The sequence below is a fragment of the Streptomyces sp. WAC07094 genome (assembly GCF_036320405.1).
GTDB classification, from domain to species: Bacteria; Actinomycetota; Actinomycetes; order Streptomycetales; family Streptomycetaceae; genus Streptomyces; species Streptomyces lannensis.
Genome location: NZ_JAVMJZ010000001.1, coordinates 5,576,031 through 5,596,312, shown reverse-complemented (window position 1 = coordinate 5,596,312; position 20,282 = coordinate 5,576,031). Strand labels below are relative to the sequence as shown.

Below are 20,282 nucleotides of genomic sequence, written 5' to 3'. Positions count from 1 at the left end.
CGGAGCCGGGCCCACCTCGGGAAGCCAGGTCACCGCGGTTCGGATGACGCGCTGCGGACCGTGGGCACCCGGTCCAACTCGATCCCGAACCGCTCCCGGTAGGCCCCGAGCACCTCCGCGTCGCTCGCCAGGTCCGTCATCTCCCTCTCCCCCTGCGGTGACGTCACCGTCAGACGGCTGCCGCTGAGCGTGATCCGTCCCGCGTCCTCCGTGACCCTCGAGCACACCAGCGACCGCAAGAAGTGCGACCCGGGCGACGTGCTGTTCCACCAGGCTGCGACGGCGAAGTCCCCGAGCGACCGCGGCCGCAGCTCCAGCCGGTACTGCGGCTTGTCGTCCCACAGAACGTCGAGATCGTCGGCCCGCTCCCCGCCGCCGCCCCGCACGCCCGCCTCGTCCGCCCCCGACTCGATCACCCGGAAGTCACCGGCCGGATCAGGCTGCTCACCCCGCTCCCCGATCGCCAGCGGATAGTGGCTGTGCGCCCCGAAGCCGACGTCCGCCAGCCAGTCGCCCCCGTCCACCGTCCGCACACGCAGCACCAGATGGCCGTAGGGCACCCCGAGCAGCCTCTCTTCCCCGTACACCCGGGCGGAGAGCAGCGTGACGTCGAAGCCCAGCGCCTTGAGCAACGCCCCGAACGCACCGTTGAGTTCGTAGCAGATGCCGCCCCTGCGCCTGCCCACGACCTTGTCGACCAGCTGCTTCTGGTCCAGCACGATTCCCTCGCCGAGGTGGATCGACAGGTTCTCGAACGGCACGGTCTGAAGATGGCGCAGATGCAGCTCGCGCAACACGTCGACGGTGGGCCAGGCAGGATGCTCCACCCCGATCCTGCGGAGGTAGGCATCGATCTGTGCGGAATTCATGACCTCAGTCTCTCGCCACGCTCAACCCCTCGCCCGCACCGACCACGGCGATCGCCCCGTCCTCGTCCGTGCGCAGCACGAGCGCGCCCTCGCCCCGCAGCGCCGCGACCGTTCGGGGAGCCGGATGGCCGTACGGATTGTCCTTCCCGCACGAGATCAGCGCGATCCGCGGCGCCACCCTGCGCATGAGATCGGGATCCTGGTAGGCCGAGCCGTGGTGGGCGACCTTGAGAACGTCCACGGGCCCCAGTCCGGCACCCGCCGGGGACCTCGCCAATGCCTGCTGGGCCGCGGGTTCGAGGTCGCCCAGCAACAGCAGGCTCAGTCCCGCGGACCGCACGGACAGCGCGACGCTGGCGTCGTTCGGACCGTCCGGGGAGGGCGCCGGGTCCGCGGGCGGCCACAGCACCCGCCAGTCGAGCGTTCCGGTGCGGCGGTGTTCACCGGCCACGGCGCGCGTCAGCGGAATGTGCCGGGCCGCCGCCTGAGCGCGGACGAACACGGCCTGCGCCACCGGCTCTTCGAACCCGGTCGTCTCGATCGCCCCCACCGAGCGCCCCCGCAGCACCCCCGGCAGCCCCGCCACATGGTCCGCGTGGAAGTGGGTGAGCACAAGGAGCGGAATGCGCGCGACGCCGAGCGCCGTCAAACACCGATCGACCAGCACCGGATCGGGGCCCGCGTCCACGACCACCGCCGTGCCGCCACCCGCCGCGAGCACCGTCGCGTCCCCTTGCCCGACGTCGCACATGGCGAACCGCCAGCCCGGCGGCGGCCATCCAGTGATCACCCGGGTCAGGGGAGGAGGCTGCACCACCACGAGCAGCAGGCCCACGGCGCAGGCGCAGATCAGCAACGGGTGTCTCGTCAGCCGCCGGCCGACGAGCACGACCACGAGCGTCACGGCCGCCAGCAGCAGCGCCCCCACCCAGGTGTCCGGCCAGTCCACCCCGCTGCCCGGCAGCGACGCCCCGGTCCGTGCGATGCCGGCGATCCACCCGGCCGGCCAACCGGCGCACCGGGCCAGCCCCTCGGCGAGCGGCATCGCCACCGGCGCGGCGGCCAGCGCGGCGAACCCCAGCACGGTGGCCGGAGCGACGGCGAGCTCGGCGAGCAGATTGCACGGGACCGCGACCAGGCTCACCCGCGCCGAGAGCATCGCGACGACCGGAGCGCACAGCGCCTGGGCCGCCGCCGCGGCGGCCAGTGCCTCGGCGGCCCGCGGCGGAACGCGGCGCCTTCGCAACGCCGCGCTCCAGCGCGGGGCCACGGTGAGCAGGGCGCCGGTGGCCAGCACGGAGAGCAGAAAGCCGTAGCCGCGGGCGAGCCAGGGATCGTAGAGCACCAGCAGCAGCACCGCCGTGGCGAGCGCGGGGAGCAGGGATCTGCGGCGTCCGGACGCGAGGGCCAGCAGGGCGATCGCTCCGCATGCCGCGGCGCGCAGCACGCTCGGATCCGGCCGGCACACGACCACGAATCCGAGCGTGAGCGCACCGCAGAGCAGTGCCGTCCCGCGCAGGGGGATGCCGAGCCGGGCCGCGAACCCCCGGCGCTCGACGCGCTGTGCCAGTCCGACCGGGCCGATGAACAGGGCCAGCAGGATGGTGAAGTTGCCTCCGCTGACGGCCAGCAGATGCGCGAGGTCCGTCTTCTTGAAGGCGTCGTCCAACTCGGGTGTCACCCGGGAGGTGTCCCCGACGACCAGGCCCGGCAGCAGCGCCCGCGCGTCGGGGCCAAGCCCTTCGGTGGCCTCGCGCAGTCCGGCACGCAACCGGCCCGCCCAGCGTTGTGTCCGGGACGGCCCGCCCACCATGTCGGGCGGCGCACCACCCCGCACCCGCAGTACCGCGGCGACGGGGTCGCCGCCGGACACCGGGGGCACAAGCCGTGCGGTCACCCGCAACCGCGTGGAGGGCAGCAGGGAGAGCCACGGTGACCGCCCGGGTCCCTTCGCGGCGTCGCCGGGGCTCTTCGCGGATGCGACGCGGGTGCGCGTGTCGACGATCACCCGCACCGGCGCCCGCGTCGCGGTCGTGGTCCCGTCCGCCTGTGTCACACGGCTGACCCGGGCATCGATCAGCACGGCCGGCGGCATCGCGTGATCGCCGCTGATCCTGGAGCGGGTCAGCCGCGGATCGGAGGAGACCTCGAGTTCCGCGGTCACCTCGGCGTACTGACGCGCGAGGGCGGGGACGGGTCCTCTTCGCAGGTCCGCACCCTGAAGCCCGGCGCAGGCCGCGGACGACGCGACACAGAGCAGCACGGCCGCCACGGACACCGCCGACCACGGGCCCCGCATCAGGCGGGCGCTCCGCATCAGGTCGGCGCCCCGCGCCACCGGTCGCCGCGTCACCCACAGCCCACCCGCCGTCACCAGGCAGGCGACCACAACACCGATGACCCACGCGGTCGGCGCGTCCAAGGCCCAGGCGGCCGCGGCCCAGGCAGCGAGCGCGGGCGCCACCATGCGCAGGTCCGAAGGGCCCTCCTGCCGGGGGTGCGGGTCCCCCAGCCGGCTGCGGGCGGGGACCCGCGCGGCCGGGCGATCGGAACGGGGCCGTGCGGCCGTGCGCTCGGGGCCGGTCTGCGGCGCGCTCATGGTCGTACGAGGTTCCGCAGGTCGGCGAAGCGCCGCTCGCCGATGCCGTTGACCTCGCGGAGTTCGTCCACCGAGCGGAATCCCCCGTGCCGGGCGCGGTAGTCGACGATGTGCTGTGCGAGGACGGGGCCGACTCCGGGCAGCGCGTCGAGCTGGTCGACGGTCGCCGTGCTGAGGGACACGGGGGTGCCGGGTGCCGCGCCGGCCACGGATGCGCCGGTGCCCGGACCCGCCGCTCCCGCTTCCGCACCCACACCGGGCACGGGAGCGGGGGCGCCGACCACGATCTGCTCGCCGTCCACCAGGAGGCGGGCACGGTTGAGTCCGCCGGTGTCCGTGCCCGGGCGCACTCCGCCCGCCGCACGCAGGGCGTCCGCGACGCGTGATCCGGCCGGCAGCCGCTGCAGTCCCGGCCTGCGCACCTTCCCGCCGACGTCCACGACGACCGCCACGCCCGTCGGCACCCCGGCCGCGTCCGAGGACGGGGACCCGTCCGAAGCGCCGGGCACCGCGAATCGGTTAGCGCCCGGGGCGCCGGGCTCCCCGTAGGACGCCGCCGCCCGCACCACCTCCGGTGCCCGCACCTGCTGCGTACGGCCGCTCCAGAAGTGCTGTGCCGCGAAGACCACCGCCGCGACGAGCAGTACGCCGAGGGCGGCCACGCTCCTCTTCTCCAGCCCGCACCTCGACTGCAGCCACAGCGGCATCCGCTCGCGCACGGCGAGGCCGACCCGCTCCCGCCAACCACCGTCCGCCACCCCGCTCCCGGGGACACCGGCACCGCGGATCGTGGGGGCGGGGACGGCTCCCGCGGAGCGGTCAGCCGCCGGCCGCTCCATGGCCCGTACATTCGGAGGGCCGGTCCCACTGCCCGCCGTCGTACGCGCACAGGGCTCCCCCGCGCCCCCGTCCGCTCGCGGCGGGCCGTGCCCCAACTCCTGCCGCGCTTCGTTCCCTTCCGTGAAGAGCGCCCCCGCACGCAGCCGCAGCGCGTCGGCGGCCCGGGTCCGGTGCTGCCGTCGGACGGGCCCCTGTGCGTGGCGCAGGCGGTGGCGTGTACGGCCGTCGGAACCCCGGCCACGGCCGGGCCCGCTCGTGGGCGTCGCTGTGCGTGAACGTGATCGAAGAGCCATGCGCCGAGCATCGGGCACCTGGCCGACCTCGCGATGATCTTGGTCAATTCCCGGGGACTACTGCCCGGTTGTGGACAACCCGGTCACCCGCGCGAGTAACGGACACCGCTTCCGCGACGCGGACACATGTCCAGCCACCCGCCCACCGAACACACGGCCCGGTGCATCCGGCACCCGCGGGGCGACGGCGATGTCATCCCGACACCGGTGACACCACGGCTCCCAGCAGCCCGGGGCCCGTGTGCGCCCCGATCACCGCGCCGACCTCGCTCACATGCAGGGCGGCCAGCCCGGGCACCCGTACCCGCAGACGGTCCGCGAGCGCCGAGGCCCGTTCGGGAGCGGCGAGATGATGGACCGCGATGTCGACCTGCGCGTTGCCCGCGCGTTCGGACACGATCTCCTCGAGCCGGGCGATCGCCCTGGACGCCGTGCGCACCTTCTCCAGCAACTCGATACGGCCGTCGTTCAGCCGGAGCAGCGGCTTCACGGCGAGCGCCGAACCCAGCAGCGCCTGCGCGGCCCCGATCCGGCCGCCCCGCCGCAGATAGTCGAGCGTGTCGACGTAGAAGTAGGCCGAGGTGCCGGCGGCCCGCTTCTCCGCCGCCGTGACCGCCTCGTCCACCGTGCCGCCCGCCTCCGCGGCCTCCGCCGCGGCCACCGCGCAGAAGCCGAGGGCCATCGCCACCATCCCCGTGTCGACCACACGCACCGGCACGGGGGCCTCGCGGCTCGCGAGCACCGCGGCGTCGTAGGTGCCCGAGAACTCGGAGGACAGATGAAGCGACACGATGTCGGTCGCACCCGACTCGGCGACCTTGCGGTAGGTCTCGGCGAAGAGTTGTGGGCTCGGCCGCGATGTGGTGACGGACCGTCGCTTCTGCAGCGCCTGGGCCAGGGACCGGGCCGAGATCTCGGTGCCCTCTTCGAACGCCTGGTTACCGAGGACCACGGTCAACGGCACCGCGGTGATGCCGTGGCGCTCCATCGTCCGCGGCGGCAGGTAGGCCGTTGAATCGGTGACGATCGCGACATGGCGGGACATGAGCTGGAGGTTACCTGCCGGAACGTGGGTGTGGCAGCCCGGCCCCTCCGACCCGGGTTCGCCGTGGCGGGATCAGGGGGTGCTCTCGGGGCGGGGCTTCTTCTGCCACGAGTATGCCGGGCGCTGTCCCCGGGGCCCGATGGCGGGCCGGGTCGGCTGCTCCCGCGACGCACGGGAGCGGGGGGTCTCCGGCCCGGACCGGCCGTCGGTGGCCTCGGGCGCCGGTGCCTCCGGCCAGGAGGGGGCGGTCGGCTCCTCCGTGGTCCAGTGGCGCAACGCGCCCGCCTCCACGTCGATCTGCGCGCTGAGGGTGTCCAGATCGTCGTCCGCGAACCGGCGTGCCCGGTCGTGCGCCGCCCAGCGCAGCGAGTCCGCGGAGTGTGTGATCCGCTCGGTGCGCTCGCGCAGTTCGGGCAGCCGGGAGGCGACCGTCCCACGGTCGGGCTCGATCTCCAGGCGCTTGAGCTCGGCGTCCAACTCGTAGCCGTGAGCGCTGAGGCGGTTGAAGAGGCCCAGCGACTCCTTCAGCGACTCGTCCTCGACGGCACCCGCGTGCAGCGCTTCCTGCGTGGCCCGCATCGAGGTGCGCAGCGTCAGACGGAGCGCGGCGATCTCGCCCGCCGGGCCCGGCTGGGCGAGGGTCCTGGCCCGCAGTGTGGTCTCCTCGACCGTGCGGCGGGCCTGGGCGATGGTGCGGTCCACGCCGCGCTTGGCCGCTCCGATCGCCTTCACCGTCGCATACGCCCCGAGTACGACGCACAGCACGAAAAGGAGGACGATGACGGTCAACACGGCTTCCACGACGCTCCTCCTCCGACCGGCGGTGGCGGCTGTTGCACCACTTCCACGGTAAACGTAACGGGCGGGTTCGGGGTTCCGGCGGAACCCCGAACCCGCCCGTAGGGGACCACCCCGACCCTGCAGCGCCGCCCGGGCCGGCCGACGGCTGCGGGCCGCCGGGGCCCGTCGTTCGGATCATGTCGGCGTCGCGGGGCGACCGAGAGACGCGGTCTCTGCCGGCCGGCCCGATCCGGACGACGGACCTCAGACCGTGACGATGTTGACCAGCTTCGGCGCGCGCACGATCACCTTGCGGATCCCGGCGCCGTCCAGTGCGGCGACGACCTTCTCGTCCGCCAGCGCCACCTTCTCCAGTTCCTCCTCGGAGATCGAGGGGGGAACCTCCAGCCGCGCCCTGACCTTGCCCTTGATCTGGACCACGCAGGTCACGGTCTCGTCCACGACATAGGCCGGGTCGGCGACCGGGAAGTCCCGGTGGACGACCGAGTCGGTGCGGCCCAGCCTGCGCCACAGCTCCTCGGCGATGTGCGGGGCCAGCGGGGCGATCAGCAGCACCAGCGACTCGGCGACGGAGCGCGGTACGGCTGCGCCGGTCTTGGTCAGATGGTTGTTCAGTTCGGTGATCTTGGCGATGGCCGTGTTGAACCGCAGGCCTTCCAGGTCCTGACGCACACCGTCGATCGCCTTGTGCAGGGCGCGCAGGGTGTCCTCGTCGGGCTCGGTGTCGACGACGGTGACCTGGCCGGTCGTCTCGTCGACCACGTTGCGCCACAGCCGCTGCAGCAGCCGGAACTGGCCCACCACCGCGCGCGTGTCCCACGGGCGCGACACGTCCAGCGGGCCCATCGCCATCTCGTACAGACGCAGCGTGTCCGCCCCGTACTCGGCGCAGATCTCGTCCGGCGTGACCGCGTTCTTCAGGGACTTGCCCATCTTGCCCAGCAGCCGGCTGACCTTCTCGCCCTGGTAGTAGTACGCGCCGTCGCGCTCCTCCACCTCGGCGGCCGGCACCGCGATACCGCGGCTGTCGCGGTAGACGTAGGCCTGGATCATGCCCTGGTTGAACAGCTTGTGGAACGGCTCGGCGGACGAGACGTGCCCCAGGTCGTACAGGACCTTCGACCAGAAGCGTGCGTACAGCAGGTGCAGCACCGCGTGCTCCGCACCGCCGACGTACAGGTCGACGCCGCCGTGCGGCACGCCCTCGCGCGGCCCCATCCAGTAGCGCTCGATCTCCGGGTCGACCAGCTCGCGGTCGTTGTGCGGGTCCAGGTAGCGCAGCTCGTACCAGCACGAACCGGCCCAGTTGGGCATCGTGTTCGTCTCGCGGCGGTACTTCTTCGGCCCGTCGCCCAGGTCCAGCGTCACGTGGACCCACTCGGCGTTGCGCGACAGCGGGGTCTCGGGCTGGGTGTCGGCGTCGTCCGGGTCGAAGGTGCGCGGCGAGTAGTCCTCGACCTCGGGCAGTTCCAGCGGCAGCATCGACTCGGGCAGCGCGTGCGCGATGCCGTCCTCGTCGTAGACGATCGGGAAGGGCTCGCCCCAGTAGCGCTGACGGCTGAACAGCCAGTCCCTCAGACGGAAGTTGACGGTGCCCTCGCCGATGCCCTTGCGCGCCAGCCACTCGGTGATGCGCGCCTTGGCCTCGACGACGTTCAGGCCGTCCAGCGTGACGGTCTCACCGGAGGAGTTGACGATCGTCGCGTCGTAGGAGACGAAGGCGTCGTCCCACGTGGAGGGGTCGGTGTCGCGGCCGTCGGTCGGCGCGACGACACAGCGGATCGGCAGCTCGAAGGCGCGCGCGAAGGCGAAGTCCCGGCTGTCGTGGGCCGGGACGGCCATGATCGCGCCGGTGCCGTAGCCCATCAGTACGTAGTCGGCGATGAAGACCGGGATCTTGTCCCCGGTGACGGGGTTGATCGCGTACGCGCCCGTGAAGACGCCGGTCTTGTCCTTGGCCTCGGCCTGCCGTTCGACATCGGACTTGGAGGCGGCCTGGGCACGGTAGGCGGCGACGGCCTCGGCGGGCGTGGCGTGGCCGCCGGTCCACACCTCGTGGGTGCCCTCGGGCCAGGCGCCGGGCGTGAACTTCTCGACCAGGGGGTGCTCGGGGGCCAGCACCATGTAGGTGGCGCCGAACAGCGTGTCCTGACGCGTGGTGAAGATGGTGACGGCCTCACCGTCGATCGGGAAGTCGACGCGGGCACCCTCGGAGCGGCCGATCCAGTTGCGCTGCTGCAGCTTGATGGCCTCGGGCCAGTCCAGCTCCTCCAGGTCCTCCAGCAGCCGGTCCGCGTACGCGGTGATGCGCATGTTCCACTGGCGCAGCTTGGCCTTGAAGACGGGGAAGTTCCCGCGCTCGGAGCGGCCGTCGGCGGTGACCTCCTCGTTCGCCAGGACGGTGCCCAGACCGGGGCACCAGTTCACCGGCGAGTCGGAGGCGTACGCCAGTCGGTACTCGCCCAGGACGTCGGCCCGCTCGGCGGCGCTCAGTTCGTTCCACGCGCGCGTGGTGCCCGGGACCCCGCGCTCACCGGACTCGAACTGGGCGATCAGCTCGGAGATCGGGCGGGCCTTCCGCGACTCCTCGTCGTACCAGGACTCGAAGATCTGCAGGAAGATCCACTGGGTCCACTTGTAGTAGTCCGGGTCGATCGTGGCGAACGACCGGCGCTTGTCGTGGCCCAGGCCCAGCCGGCGCAGCTGGACCTTCATGTTCTCCATGTTGGCCTCGGTGGACACGCGCGGGTGCGTGCCGGTCTGCACCGCGTACTGCTCGGCGGGCAGGCCGAAGGCGTCGAAGCCCAGGGTGTGCAGGACGTTGTGGCCGGTCATGCGCTGGAACCGGGCGAAGACATCGGTGGCGATGTAGCCCAGGGGGTGACCCACGTGCAGACCCGCACCGGAGGGATACGGGAACATGTCCATGATGAACTTCTTGGGCCGGGCGACCTGCGCCGGGTCACCGGCCAGGTCACCCTTGGGGTTCGGCGCCGCGTAGGTGCCGTCGGCGTCCCAGAAGTCCTGCCAGCGTGCCTCGATCTCGGCCGCCATGGCGGCCGTGTAGCGGTGCGGCGCGGCCTCCGCCGAGACAGCGGCGGCAGCGGGGTTCGTCTCGCTCATGATCCTCAAAGCTCCATCGATCGTCTCTGCCTGCGGAAATGAAAAAGCCCCTCGCACAGGAGGGGACGCCGCGCCGATTCCCACCATCCGATTCGCCCGGGTGGTCGGGACTGATCAGCGCGGCTCGCTAAGCAGAAGGCGTACGGCACGCATGGCGTCAGAGTACCGCAGCGCCCGACGGCGCCGCGACGGGCTTCCGGTCGGCACACCAGGAGCCGGTCCGGGTGAACCCGAGAGGGGGCGCAAACGTACTCAGACACCGACGGTCGAGTTGTGAAGGCCTCGAAAAGCTGAACAAGGTTCAAATGTTACTTCGCGTAACGGCAGCTAGTCGGACATCACCACCAACCCGTTGCCCTTTGATAACAACGCAATAACTCAAACCTCGTACTGCTCGGTATGGAGCCCCTTAGAGTGCGGCAGCGGGACCGCCTTCCCGAAACTGTTCGGAGTTGCCCCCATGAACCCTCCACGTAGTAACAGCTCGATTCCCAAGCCCGGCCGCTCGGCCTACGGCGTGGTGTCGGCTGTCGTACTGCTGCTGATACCCGTCGTCGTACTCGCGGGCGGAAACGGAGTCCGGGACTTCCTCAACTTCGGAGCGGGCGTCCTCTCGCTCGTCTCCCTCAGCTGCTCGGTGATCTGGGGTCTCGTCGCCCAGGACCGGATCTTCCTCAACATCCGCCAGCGGATCGTGGCGCAGGCCGTCCACCGGACGACGGCGGTCGCCTCGATCGCCTTCCTCCTGGTGCACGTCACGGTCAAGCTCGCGCTCGACCACACGGTTCTGATCGCCGCGCTGGTCCCGTTCAGCCTCGGCGTGAGCGGCTCGGCGGGACTCATCGGCCTCGGTTCCCTGGCCGCCCTGCTCATGATCTTCGTCGGTGTCACCGGGGCCCTGCGCGGCAACTTCGCCTCCCCCGCGCCGGTCGCGGCCCGCTGGCGGGCGATGCACATGCTCGCCTACCCGTCCTGGTGCGCCGCGCTGATCCACGGCCTGTACGCGGGCCGGGCCGCCAAGCCGTTCTTCACGATCTCCTACGAGCTCTGCCTGCTCGGGGTCATGGCGGCGCTCGCCCTGCGTGCCGCGCCGCGCCCGTTCAAACGCAAGGTGGCCGACCGGATCTTCGCGATCGTCGGATCCGGCGACCGGTTCGGACGCGACGAACTGGACGCCAGCCGGGCCCGCAACGCGGAGGCCGCGGCCGCCATGGCGGGCTTCGGACCGCGGTCGGCGGACCGCGGCGCCGCCACCGAGGGACTGATCCCCTCCCAGCCCTCCACGTCCCTGTACGACACCCCTCCGGCCCGCACCATGACCCCCGAGTCCGGCAACGGCTTCGCCGCCGCCTACCGGGCCGTCTCGGCCACGCCCCGCGCCCAGGGACCGATGACACCCGACGCCACGCAGCGCATGGACCCCGTGGCCATGCAGCAGACGGGGGCGATGCCGCGCGTCGACGGTCCGGGCAGCACCTCCGGCAGCTGGCCCGTCCCCTCCCCGCCGCCCGTCGGCGAGGCGCCCCCCTCCGCGTACGACCCGCTCCAGGACACCGGATACAACATCCCGACCTACGGCAGCTCCGGATACGACGGGTACGGCGGGGGTGAGATGTACGACACGAGTGAGACGAACAGCGCCTACGGCACGTACAACTCGAACAACACGTACAACAGCGGTCCCGCGACTGACACGGCCCCCGGCGCCTACGGCACCCCGGGTGCCGGCGAACCCTGGAACGCGCCTTCCGGAGGCTTTTAGTGAACGAGGCCCTGCCCGACGTCCCAGAAGTCCGCGTGGTCGGACTTCCGCAGCTCACGTCGGGCTTCGACCTTGTCGAGAGACTCGACCTCCCCATGCACCTCAAGGTGCACGGCCCCCTCGAACCGATGGGCGGCGAACAGCTCGCGCAGCTGGCCGAACAGATCTCCCTGAAGGGGCGTGGCGGCGCGGGCTTCCCCTTCGACAAGAAGCTGCGGTCGGTCGCCGAGTCGGCGATCCGCCGTGGCATCCGGCCGGTGGTCGTCGTCAACGGCAGTGAGGACGAGCCGGCCTGCCGCAAGGACACGGTGCTGATCAACCGCGCCCCGCACCTCATCCTGGACGGCGCCCTGCTGGTCGCCGAGGCCCTCGGCGCGCGGACGCTCGTGATCGGCGTGACCCGGGCCTCCACGGAGCGGTCGATGGAGCAGGCGCTGGCCGAGCGCGGCCTCAGCGACCGGCGTGGCGCGCCCATACGCGCGCGCGTGCAGCGCAACCCGGTGCGCATGGTCACCGGTGCGGCCGCGTCGCTGGTCCGCTCCATCGACGGCGGTCCCGCGATCCCGCCGGGCCGCAAGACGAGCGCATCGCAGAGCGGCGTGGGCGGCGCGCCCACGCTGCTGTCGAACGCCGAAACGTTCGCCCAGCTGGCGATCGCCGCCCGCATCGGCGCCGAGCGCTACTGCAACACCGGTCTGTACGACGAGCCCGGCACGGTCATGCTCACCGTCTCCGGCGCGGTCAGCCGCCCGATGGTGATCGAGGTGCCCACGGGTGTGCCGCTGCGGTACGTGCTCCAGCTGGCGGGCGCGCCGCCGCTCCCGCAGGGCGTGCTGACCGGCGGCTACCACGGCAAGTGGATCGACGCGGCGACGGTCAACGAGGCGATCGTCTCGCGCAACAACCTCGACGCCGTCGGCGGCTCGCTGGGCGCCGGCGCGATCCTGCCCATCAGCCAGGAGACCTGCCCGCTGGGCGAGTCCCTGCAGGTGGCCAAGTGGCTGGCCGAGGAGAGCGCGGGCCAGTGCGGTCCCTGCTACCTCGGCCTGCCCGCCGCGGCCCGCGGTATGGAGGACATCCTCAACGGCGGCGGCCCCGCCGCCCTCGAGGCCCTGAAGCAGGTCGCCAAGGCCGTGAAGAAGCGCGGTGCGTGCTCGCACCCCGACGGCTCGGCGATGTTCCTGGAATCGACCATCAAGGCCTTCACGGACGACCTGGCGGCACACGTCCTCGGCAACGGCTGCGGCAGACCCGTGGAGGGCGTGCTGCCCCTCTTCGCGGGCGGCCGGGCCCCCACGGGCATCCCGGGCGGCGGCCAGGCCGAGCCCGAGGCCGGTGCCAGCCGGCAGAAGATCTTCGTCGACTGGACGCTGTGCCGCGGCCACGGCCTGTGCGCGGACATCCTCCCGGAGGTCTTCGAACTGGGCGCCGACGGTTTCCCCACCGTCGCCCAGGCCCAGGTGCCGAGGTACGCGGAGGCGAAGGCGCTGCGGGCCGTACGCCGGTGCCCCGCGCTCGCGCTGCGGATCGAGGAGGACACCCGTTCCGGTGCGCCGGCGCGCAACAACCTGCCGGTGCTGTCGCAGGGCCGGGGGCGCCGCGCTCTCGGCCGCTGAGCGGACGGATCACGGGCCGCCCCGTCCGGGGTGGCCCGTGCGTCGTCGTCGGCGTTCCCATGGCTCCGGAGACGCCGAAGGCGGTCCATCCGATGGGATGGACCGCCTTCAAGTCCTGTGGAGCTAAGGAGAATTGAACTCCTGACCTCCTGCATGCCATGCAGGCGCTCTACCAACTGAGCTATAGCCCCTCGTGGCCACGCGGCCGAGCCGCTTGTGGACCGTGTCGCCCGGGTCTCCCCTGCGGCGACGCCAACATTACACGGTCCCCCGGGTGGAACACCAAATCGTTTCCGTCGTGCGCGGGGACCCTCCCGTGCACGGGGAATCGAGGTCCAAGGCCGGCTTCCGCCCATGTCCACGGCCCGGTCGGAGGTCAGGCCGTGGCGAAGGAGTAGAAGCGTTTGAGCGTGCAGTGGTCGTCCAGGAGACGGCCGTAGATCGGCTCGCCTTCCAGTTCCCGATAGGTCTCGATCGGGTCGCCTTTTATGATCAGCGCCCGTGCGCATTCCTCGCACCAGTACTGGTAGTCGGGGTTGACCGGTTCCATGTCCCGGACGATCGGCGTACCGCTCCCGCACCAGTCGCACTTTCGCCTGTGTGCACCCATCGATCAGCTCCAGCTGTGGCCGCAGGCCGTGCACACGTAGGAGATACCGCCGTTGTCACCGAGGACCTGGGCCACATGGGACGAGCCACAGGAAGGGCAGTCGAGGAGGGTGGCCTTCCGACGTGGCACCGCCACTGCGAGGAGATCGTGGATCTCCCCGCGGATGCTCGCAGGCATCGCTCTCCCTCCCGTCGGGCCGCGCCCCCTTCCGGCCGTCTGATTCTGCCACGGCCGAGCCGATACGGTCAGCGACGCCTTCGTACCAGTCCGGACACGGCACCCGACGTGCCCGTCGCGGGCCGGCGCGTACATGCACATGGGGAGCGCGTCCGAAGAGGTATACGCCCCAGGGGCCCGAGTGACTCAAGCCCGCCGCAGAAGAATGGCCGAAGACCGCGGGGCCGATCGGCCGGCCGAGCCGGGTGACCGCTGGGGGTGGCCGCCGGCGTCGAGCGGCCTTCTCCGGGCGTACGGCGGCGCGAGCGCGGTTGTGGGGCCCGGAACGGCACGGGACCCGCTCCTGCCCGCACGAGGGCCTCGTACGGCCGCGGACCGCCGCCCGCGCCCCCGGGCAGGAAGCCGGGACCGCGCCGACCGGTCCGCCCCACACCTGGGGGGGCGGGAGACGCCGTCACCCGTGCTTCCTCGGTGACATGACGCCGGGTCAGGCCGAGTGCGGACGAAATGGCCCCGGACGCAGAAAATCCCGCCCCTTGGGGGACGGGATTCTGATCACCGATCTCTGACACCTTTGAAGTGTCGATCCGTGGAGCTAAGGAGAATTGAACTCCTGACCTCCTGCATGCCATGCAGGCGCTCTACCAACTGAGCTATAGCCCCGCGCGTTCTTCCCGCTCGGCGGGCGAACAAGAAGAACTTTAGCCTGCGACCTGCCGGAAAGTGAAATCCGTGCCCCGACACCCGGTGAGGAGGTGTCAGTCGTCGTCGCCGAGGACCGGTTCGGGAAGCGTGCCCGCGTTGTGCTCCAGGAGACGCCACCCGCGCACGCCCTCGCCGAGGACGGACCAGGAGCAGTTGGAGAGACCACCGAGGCTCTCCCAGTGGCGGGACTCGAGGCCGAGCAGCCGTCCGATGGTGGTGCGGATCGTGCCACCGTGACTGACCACCACGAGGGTGCCGTTCTCCGGGAGCTTCTCGGCGTGGCGCAGCACCACCGGGGCCGCCCGGTCGGCGACCTCGGTCTCCAGTTCGCCTCCGCCGCGGCGGACGGGCTCACCGCGCTTCCAGGCGGCGTACTCCTCCCCGTGCCGGGCGATGATCTCCTCGTGGGTCAGCCCCTGCCAGACACCCGCGTACGTCTCGCGCAGGGACTCGTCGTGAGTGACCTCCAGACCCGTCAGCACGGCCAGCTCCGCGGCCGTGGAGGCGGCGCGCTTGAGGTCGGAGGCGACGATGGCGTCGGGCTTCAAGGAGGCGAGCAGGCGGGCCGAGCGGCGGGCCTGGCCGACGCCGGTCTCGGTCAGCTCGACGTCCGTGGAGCCCTGGAAGCGGCGTTCCACGTTCCAGGACGTCTGGCCGTGCCGCCACAGGACGAGACGGCGCCCCCGCCCCCTCCTCGAGGTGTCGGCGCCGGAGGCCGTCACCGCAGTTCCCCACCCAGCTCGGCATTCAGTTCGGCGGCGTCCTCGGCGGCCTTCAACCGGGCGTGCTCCGCCGCCTTGCCGCGGGTGGCCTTGGCGTCGGCGGGCAGCTCCAGCTCGGGGCAGTCCTTCCAGAGCCGCTCCAGCGCGTAGAAGACCCGCTCCTCGCTGTGCTGGACGTGCACCACGATGTCGACGTAGTCGAGCAGCACCCAGCGGGCCTCGCGGTCGCCCTCGCGCCGCACCGGCTTGGCGCCGAGTTCCTTGTTCAGTCGCTCCTCGATCTCGTCGACGATCGACTTGACCTGGCGGTCGTTGGGCGCGGACGCCAGCAGGAAGGCGTCCGTGATCGACAGCACGTCGCTGACGTCGTAGGCGATGATGTCGTGCGCGAGCTTGTCGGCGGCCGCCTGGGCGGCGGCGGTGATGAGCTCGAGAGAGCGGTCCGTTGCGGTCACTACGAGGCTTTCCCTAGGCGGTCAGTGATACCCCAAGGGTCTCACGGACCGCGGACGGAACCCCATGTGATTAACGGACCACACCCCGGCACCCGGAGGTGTGGTCCACGTCACGACGACGGCTTGTAGTCCTGGCCGAGCACGACCGAGACATCGGCGCTGTTCGCGATCTTGCCCTTCTGCACGGATCCCGTGGGCAGACCCAGCGTCTTGGCCACCTCGACCGCGTTCTCCTTGTCGCCGTCGTCGGCGTACAGGACCTGGGACGTGCTCTGCGCGGTGCCGCTGCCGGCGTCGATGAAGGTGTAGCCGCCGTTGACCAGTGTGACCCGGGCCTGCTCCGCGGTCGTCTTGGCACCGGTGGCGTTCTTGATCCCGACCCGGACGGCGTCGCCCGCCTCAGGGCTCTTCACGGTGCCGCCGAGGAGGCTCTTCACCACGGTGTCGGTGGCCTTCTCGCTGATGGTGCCGTCGGACTGGACCGGCAGCAGCTCCGTCTTGTACGCCCCCTGCTTGGCGTGATCGGCCAGTTTGGCGAGGAAGCTGCCGAGGTCCTTGTCGGTCAGGGAGGGGTCGAGGATCTGGGCGAGCGTCTGCACGGTGACGGTGGCCGCCTGCGGGTCCGAGGACAACTTGCGCAGCACGCCCACCATGACCTGGCCGAACCGCTCCAGCTGGGCGTCCTGGGACTCACCGGAGGCGCGGTAGGTGGCGTAGGCGACGGCCATCTTGCCGCTGAGGGTCTGGTCCTCCCCCTTGTGCACGAGGGGGGCGCCCTTCTTCTTGGCGTCGGGGTCGGGCACGTCGGCGTTCGTGGTGACCTCGACGTTGCCCACGAGCTCGACGAGGTTGTTCAGGTACGGGGTGTCGAGCCGCCAGGTGCCCTCGACCTTGGTGCCGAGGACGGAGTCGATGGCGTCGCCGGTGCCGGAGGAGCCGTCGTCGGCCACCGACTTGGCGAGGGTGGTCGTGGTGCCGTCGTCGGAGGTCAGGGCAAGGGAGTTGGGCAGCAGGACGGTGGCGCCCTGCTTGGTGGTGGTGTTGTCGACGAGCAGCGCGGTCGAGGTGCCGCCGCCCTTGGTGTTGTGCAGATGGACGGCGATCACATCGCGGTTCTGGGCGCCCGCGGCCGTCGCCGTGCCGGACTTGCCACCGCCGGAGGAGGTGCCGGGCAACTTGCCCGCGTACCACAGGTATCCGACACCGCCGACGACCACCAGGGCGAGGACCACGACGAGGGCGACGACCCGGCCGCGCGCGCGGCGCCTGGCCTCCTCACGGCGCTCGGTGCGGTTCTCGGTGAACTGCAGCCAGTCGATGACGTCTTCGGAGTCGCCGTCGGGCTCCTCGACGAAGGCGAACTGGTCGGTGGCGTAGTCGCCGTCACCGCGCGGTTCCCTCTGTGCGGGGACTTCCGTGCGCCCGGGGGCGCGGTCGGGGGTGCCGGGCGGGCGGCCCGGACCGTTCCCGGCGGGGCCCGTCTGCTGCGGGATGTAGGCGGTCTGCTCGGCAACGCGCGGCTGCTGTCCGCTCGTTGCCGTCCGGCCGTACGGGTCGTAGCCGCTGCCGGGAGCATTGCCGTAGGAGGCGTAGGGGTCGTACGGGGGGACGGGCGGCTGCCGGCCGGTGTCGTGGGCCTGCTGCGTGCCGGTCGCGTACGGGTCGTAGCCGTAGCCCTGGGGCTGCTGGGGTTGCTGGTGCTGCTGCGTACCGTAGGGGTCGTAGCCCTGCGGGGTCTGCTGCGCGGGCACCTGCCGGTACACAGGCTGACCGAACTCGTCGTAACCGACGAGTTCGTACTGGTCGCCCCCCGCGTATCCGTCGTATCGGTCGTTCACCGGTGCCCCTCTCGGCTCACTCGCCGCGGTACAGCTGCCGCTTGTCGATGTAGCGCACCACACCGTCCGGCACCAGGTACCAGACGGGTTCGCCCATGGCGACTCTCGCACGACAGTCTGTGGACGAGATGGCCAGAGCGGGAACCTCGATCAGCGAGACACCGCCCTCCGGAAGACCCGGGTCTGTCAGGGTGTGACCGGGACGGGTGACGCCGATGAAGTGCGCGAGGGAGAACAACTCGTCCGTATAGCGCCAGGTGAGGATCTGGCCCAGCGCGTCGGCCCCGGTGATGAAGAACAGATCGGTGTCGGGGTTGAGCGCCTTCAGGTCGCGCAGGGTGTCCGTGGTGTAGGTGGGGCCGCCGCGGTCGATGTCGATACGGCTGACCGAGAACTGGGGGTTCTCGGCGGTCGCGATGACCGTCATCAGATAGCGGTCCTCGGCCGGGGCCACCTTGCGATCGGTCTTCTGCCAGGGCTGCCCGGTCGGTACGAACACCACCTCGTCGAGATGGAACTGCGCGGCCACCTCGCTGGCCGCGACGAGGTGCCCGTGGTGAATCGGGTCAAACGTTCCGCCCATGACGCCGAGACGGCGCTTGCCCGGGTTGGACGGCCCGTTTGCGGGGCCGGGTCCCGGGCCCTTCGCCGGACCGGTGGGCATGTGCTGCTCTCCCATGCCTGCAGACACTACCGGCCCGGCCGCAGGACACCGGCCCACAGGCCCCCCGGAACGGCCGGGACCAGGCACTTCTGCGGACTCAGCGGTCCCGGTTGAAGCGCGTGGTGATCCACAGCAGCAGGAGGAGGATGACGAGGGCGCCTCCGCCCGTCATGAACGGGCTGATGCTCGCGTGGCGTTCGCCTTCACCCTCGGCGAGCGTGGCCAACTGTGCAGCGGTGCTGTGGAAGCTCATCTTCGGCAGAACCTATCCGGTGTGGGCGGGACAAAGACGTCGGCTCATCGTAAGCGTGCGGCTGCGCACCGATCACGCCGACTCCGCCGTTCAGTGCTTACCGTCCGTGCGGGCCGGCACGACCGTGCCGGTCACCTGCGCTTGTATCCCCGCAGCAGGAACCAGGCGGTCAGGACGCAGCCGACGACCATCACGATCAGCACGACGCGGAGCAGGTCTCCCGGGCCCTGCCGGGCGGCGGCGGTCGCGGCCTCGGTGAACCAGGCGGCGGAAGTGTGCTCCATGGGATCGCTCCTTACGGTGTGCTGCCCTGCCACCGTATCTCCGCCTAGGCTGGACTCCGCTTCGGGGGCACATCGGGCATCGCGCGTCCACCCTCCGGTGGGGGCCCGATGATCCATCGCACAGTGGCCATGAGACACATGGGGGAACACATGTCCGACGAAAGCCACCAGCAGAACGGGCACGAGCGCGTGCCGAGCAGGCGGCGCAGGCGCTTCGAGGGGATCTCCTCGCGCGCGTACGAACACCCCGCGGACCGGTCGGCCCTGGTGGCCCTGCGCAAGCTCAGCGGCTTCGACACGGTCTTCAAGGCGCTCAGCGGTCTGCTGCCCGAACGCAGCCTGCGACTGCTGTTCCTCTCCGACTCCGTACGGGTCTCGGACGCGCAGTTCGCCCATCTCAACGACATGCTGCGGGACGCCTGTTACATCCTGGACCTGGAGAAGGTCCCCCCGATGTACGTCACCCAGGACCCGCAGCCGAACGCGATGTGCATCGGTCTGGACGAGCCGATCATCGTCGTGACGACCGGTCTGGTGGAACTCCTCGACGAGGAGGAGATGCGGGCGGTCGTCGGCCACGAGGTCGGGCACGCGCTGTCCGGGCACTCGGTCTACCGGACCGTCCTGCTGTTCCTGACCAACCTGGCGCTCCGTGTCGCCTGGATCCCGCTGGGCAACCTCGCGATCATGGCCATCGTGACCGCGCTGCGGGAGTGGTTCCGCAAGTCGGAGCTGTCGGCCGACCGGGCCGGGCTGCTGGTCGGGCAGGATCTGCAGTCCTCGATGCGGGGGCTGATGAAGATAGCCGGCGGGAACCATCTGCACGAGATGAACGTGGACGCGTTCCTGGAGCAGGCGGAGGAGTACGAGGCCGGGGGCGATCTGCGCGACTCGGTGCTGAAGATCCTCAATGTGCTGCCGCGGAGCCACCCCTTCACCACGGTCCGCGCGGCCGAGCTCAAGAAGTGGGCGGCGTCCCGCGACTACCAGCGGATCATGGACGGCCACTATCCGCGACGCACCGAGGACAAGCACACCTCGGTGTCGGACTCCTTCCGGGAGTCGGCGGCCAGCTACGCCAACGAGGTCAAGGAGTCCAAGGACCCGCTGATGAAGCTGGTCGGCGATATCGCGGGCGGAGCGGGCGACCTCGGTGGCCGGGTCCGGCGCGGCTTCTCGGGCTTCGGCGGCGGTGCGTCCAAGGAGGACCCGCGCCGTGAGCCGCGCGACGCCCGGCGGGACGACGAGGACCCCGACGCCTGATCGGCGACCGGTCCCGCCCCGGGCGGCCCGGCGCCCGGACAGCGCCCCTGACCGGGCTCGGGGCCGGTGCGCCGCTGTCCTGCGGGCGCCGCCGCGTGGGGGTGGCCTCCTTGGCGGGGCGCTCTGCCGGGCGGTCTGAGGACCGGCCCGAAGCTTCCGTGCGGCGGTGGGGCTTCCCGGCCGGGCGGAGCAGGCCCCTGGCCCGGCTTCGGGACGGCGGCGCCTGCTGCCCTACGGGCATCGCCGCGTAGGAGCCCCGCAACAGCGGCTCCCCCTCGGCCCCGGCCAGGCACTATCCGACACCCGGCCCGAGACCGGCGGCACCCGCCGCCCTGAGGGCACCGCCGCAAGGGCCCCGACAAC

17 protein-coding genes and 2 tRNA genes are annotated in these 20,282 nt (G+C 71.4%); 3 read left to right on the top strand and 16 right to left on the bottom strand.

Going from position 1 to position 20,282, the window contains the following annotated elements; all coding sequences use genetic code 11:
- Positions 1-29: 29 nt before the first annotated feature.
- The 6 genes from RCR19_RS24715 to leuS all read right to left on the bottom strand — a co-directional run bounded on the left by RCR19_RS24715 (position 30) and on the right by leuS (position 9,570).
- Complete coding sequence (locus RCR19_RS24715) at positions 30-869, bottom strand: arylamine N-acetyltransferase (protein WP_331267109.1); 840 nt, start codon at positions 867-869, stop codon at positions 30-32.
- Between the two features lie 4 nt (positions 870-873).
- A complete protein-coding gene (locus RCR19_RS24710; RefSeq protein WP_331267108.1) occupies positions 874-3,468 on the bottom strand; it encodes a ComEC/Rec2 family competence protein in 2,595 nt (864 codons plus the stop codon).
- Entirely contained in the window at positions 3,465-4,601 is a 1,137-nt protein-coding gene (locus tag RCR19_RS24705; protein ID WP_331267107.1) for a ComEA family DNA-binding protein, read from the bottom strand. The genes RCR19_RS24710 and RCR19_RS24705 overlap by 4 nt, the downstream gene beginning before the upstream one ends.
- Before the next feature lie 193 nt (positions 4,602-4,794).
- Positions 4,795-5,646: a DegV family protein gene (locus tag RCR19_RS24700; RefSeq protein WP_220294130.1), complete on the bottom strand. Its 852-nt coding sequence runs from the start codon at positions 5,644-5,646 to the stop codon at positions 4,795-4,797.
- Positions 5,647-5,718: 72 nt separating this feature from the next.
- Complete coding sequence (locus tag RCR19_RS24695) at positions 5,719-6,447, bottom strand: hypothetical protein (protein WP_331267106.1); 729 nt, start codon at positions 6,445-6,447, stop codon at positions 5,719-5,721.
- Between the two features lie 243 nt (positions 6,448-6,690).
- Positions 6,691-9,570: a leucine--tRNA ligase gene (leuS, locus tag RCR19_RS24690; RefSeq protein WP_331267105.1), complete on the bottom strand. Its 2,880-nt coding sequence runs from the start codon at positions 9,568-9,570 to the stop codon at positions 6,691-6,693.
- Between the two features lie 460 nt (positions 9,571-10,030).
- Between leuS and RCR19_RS24685 the strand changes: the two genes are divergently transcribed.
- Both RCR19_RS24685 and RCR19_RS24680 read left to right on the top strand, forming a co-directional pair.
- Positions 10,031-11,332 (top strand): ferric reductase-like transmembrane domain-containing protein, encoded by a 1,302-nt coding sequence (locus RCR19_RS24685; RefSeq protein ID WP_331267104.1) that lies wholly within the window; start codon positions 10,031-10,033, stop codon positions 11,330-11,332.
- A complete protein-coding gene (locus RCR19_RS24680; RefSeq protein WP_331267103.1) occupies positions 11,332-12,948 on the top strand; it encodes an NADH-ubiquinone oxidoreductase-F iron-sulfur binding region domain-containing protein in 1,617 nt (538 codons plus the stop codon). Before RCR19_RS24685 ends, RCR19_RS24680 begins: the two co-directional genes overlap by 1 nt.
- Before the next feature lie 118 nt (positions 12,949-13,066).
- Here the strand turns inward: RCR19_RS24680 and RCR19_RS24675 are convergent.
- The 10 genes from RCR19_RS24675 to RCR19_RS24630 form a co-directional block, all read right to left on the bottom strand.
- Positions 13,067-13,139 (bottom strand) — tRNA-Ala (locus tag RCR19_RS24675).
- 185 nt (positions 13,140-13,324) lie between these two features.
- On the bottom strand, positions 13,325-13,558 hold the full coding sequence (locus RCR19_RS24670; RefSeq protein ID WP_059131550.1) for a hypothetical protein: 234 nt from the start codon (positions 13,556-13,558) through the stop codon (positions 13,325-13,327).
- A 3-nt stretch (positions 13,559-13,561) separates the two neighbouring features.
- On the bottom strand, positions 13,562-13,735 hold the full coding sequence (locus RCR19_RS24665) for a hypothetical protein (RefSeq protein WP_331267102.1): 174 nt from the start codon (positions 13,733-13,735) through the stop codon (positions 13,562-13,564).
- 590 nt (positions 13,736-14,325) lie between these two features.
- Positions 14,326-14,398, bottom strand: a tRNA-Ala gene (locus RCR19_RS24660).
- 95 nt (positions 14,399-14,493) lie between these two features.
- Positions 14,494-15,162 carry a histidine phosphatase family protein gene (locus RCR19_RS24655; RefSeq protein WP_331267101.1) on the bottom strand — a complete coding sequence of 223 codons (669 nt, stop codon included), beginning with the start codon at positions 15,160-15,162 and terminating at the stop codon, positions 14,494-14,496.
- Complete coding sequence (rsfS, locus tag RCR19_RS24650; protein WP_059131552.1) at positions 15,159-15,617, bottom strand: ribosome silencing factor; 459 nt, start codon at positions 15,615-15,617, stop codon at positions 15,159-15,161. The genes RCR19_RS24655 and rsfS overlap by 4 nt, the downstream gene beginning before the upstream one ends.
- A 110-nt stretch (positions 15,618-15,727) precedes the next feature.
- Positions 15,728-17,455 carry an LCP family protein gene (locus RCR19_RS24645; RefSeq protein ID WP_331267100.1) on the bottom strand — a complete coding sequence of 576 codons (1,728 nt, stop codon included), beginning with the start codon at positions 17,453-17,455 and terminating at the stop codon, positions 15,728-15,730.
- Between the two features lie 16 nt (positions 17,456-17,471).
- Positions 17,472-18,134 carry a nicotinate-nucleotide adenylyltransferase gene (gene nadD / locus RCR19_RS24640; protein WP_331267099.1) on the bottom strand — a complete coding sequence of 221 codons (663 nt, stop codon included), beginning with the start codon at positions 18,132-18,134 and terminating at the stop codon, positions 17,472-17,474.
- 82 nt (positions 18,135-18,216) lie between these two features.
- Positions 18,217-18,372, bottom strand: coding sequence for a hypothetical protein (locus RCR19_RS24635; protein ID WP_181923042.1), 156 nt, complete (start codon positions 18,370-18,372; stop codon positions 18,217-18,219).
- A gap of 131 nt (positions 18,373-18,503) precedes the next feature.
- Positions 18,504-18,656 (bottom strand): hypothetical protein, encoded by a 153-nt coding sequence (locus tag RCR19_RS24630; RefSeq protein ID WP_181923043.1) that lies wholly within the window; start codon positions 18,654-18,656, stop codon positions 18,504-18,506.
- A 150-nt stretch (positions 18,657-18,806) separates the two neighbouring features.
- Here RCR19_RS24630 and RCR19_RS24625 point away from each other — a divergent pair, with 150 nt between their 5' ends.
- Positions 18,807-19,919, top strand: coding sequence for a M48 family metallopeptidase (locus tag RCR19_RS24625; RefSeq protein ID WP_331267098.1), 1,113 nt, complete (start codon positions 18,807-18,809; stop codon positions 19,917-19,919).
- The last annotated feature ends 363 nt before the right edge of the window (positions 19,920-20,282 follow it).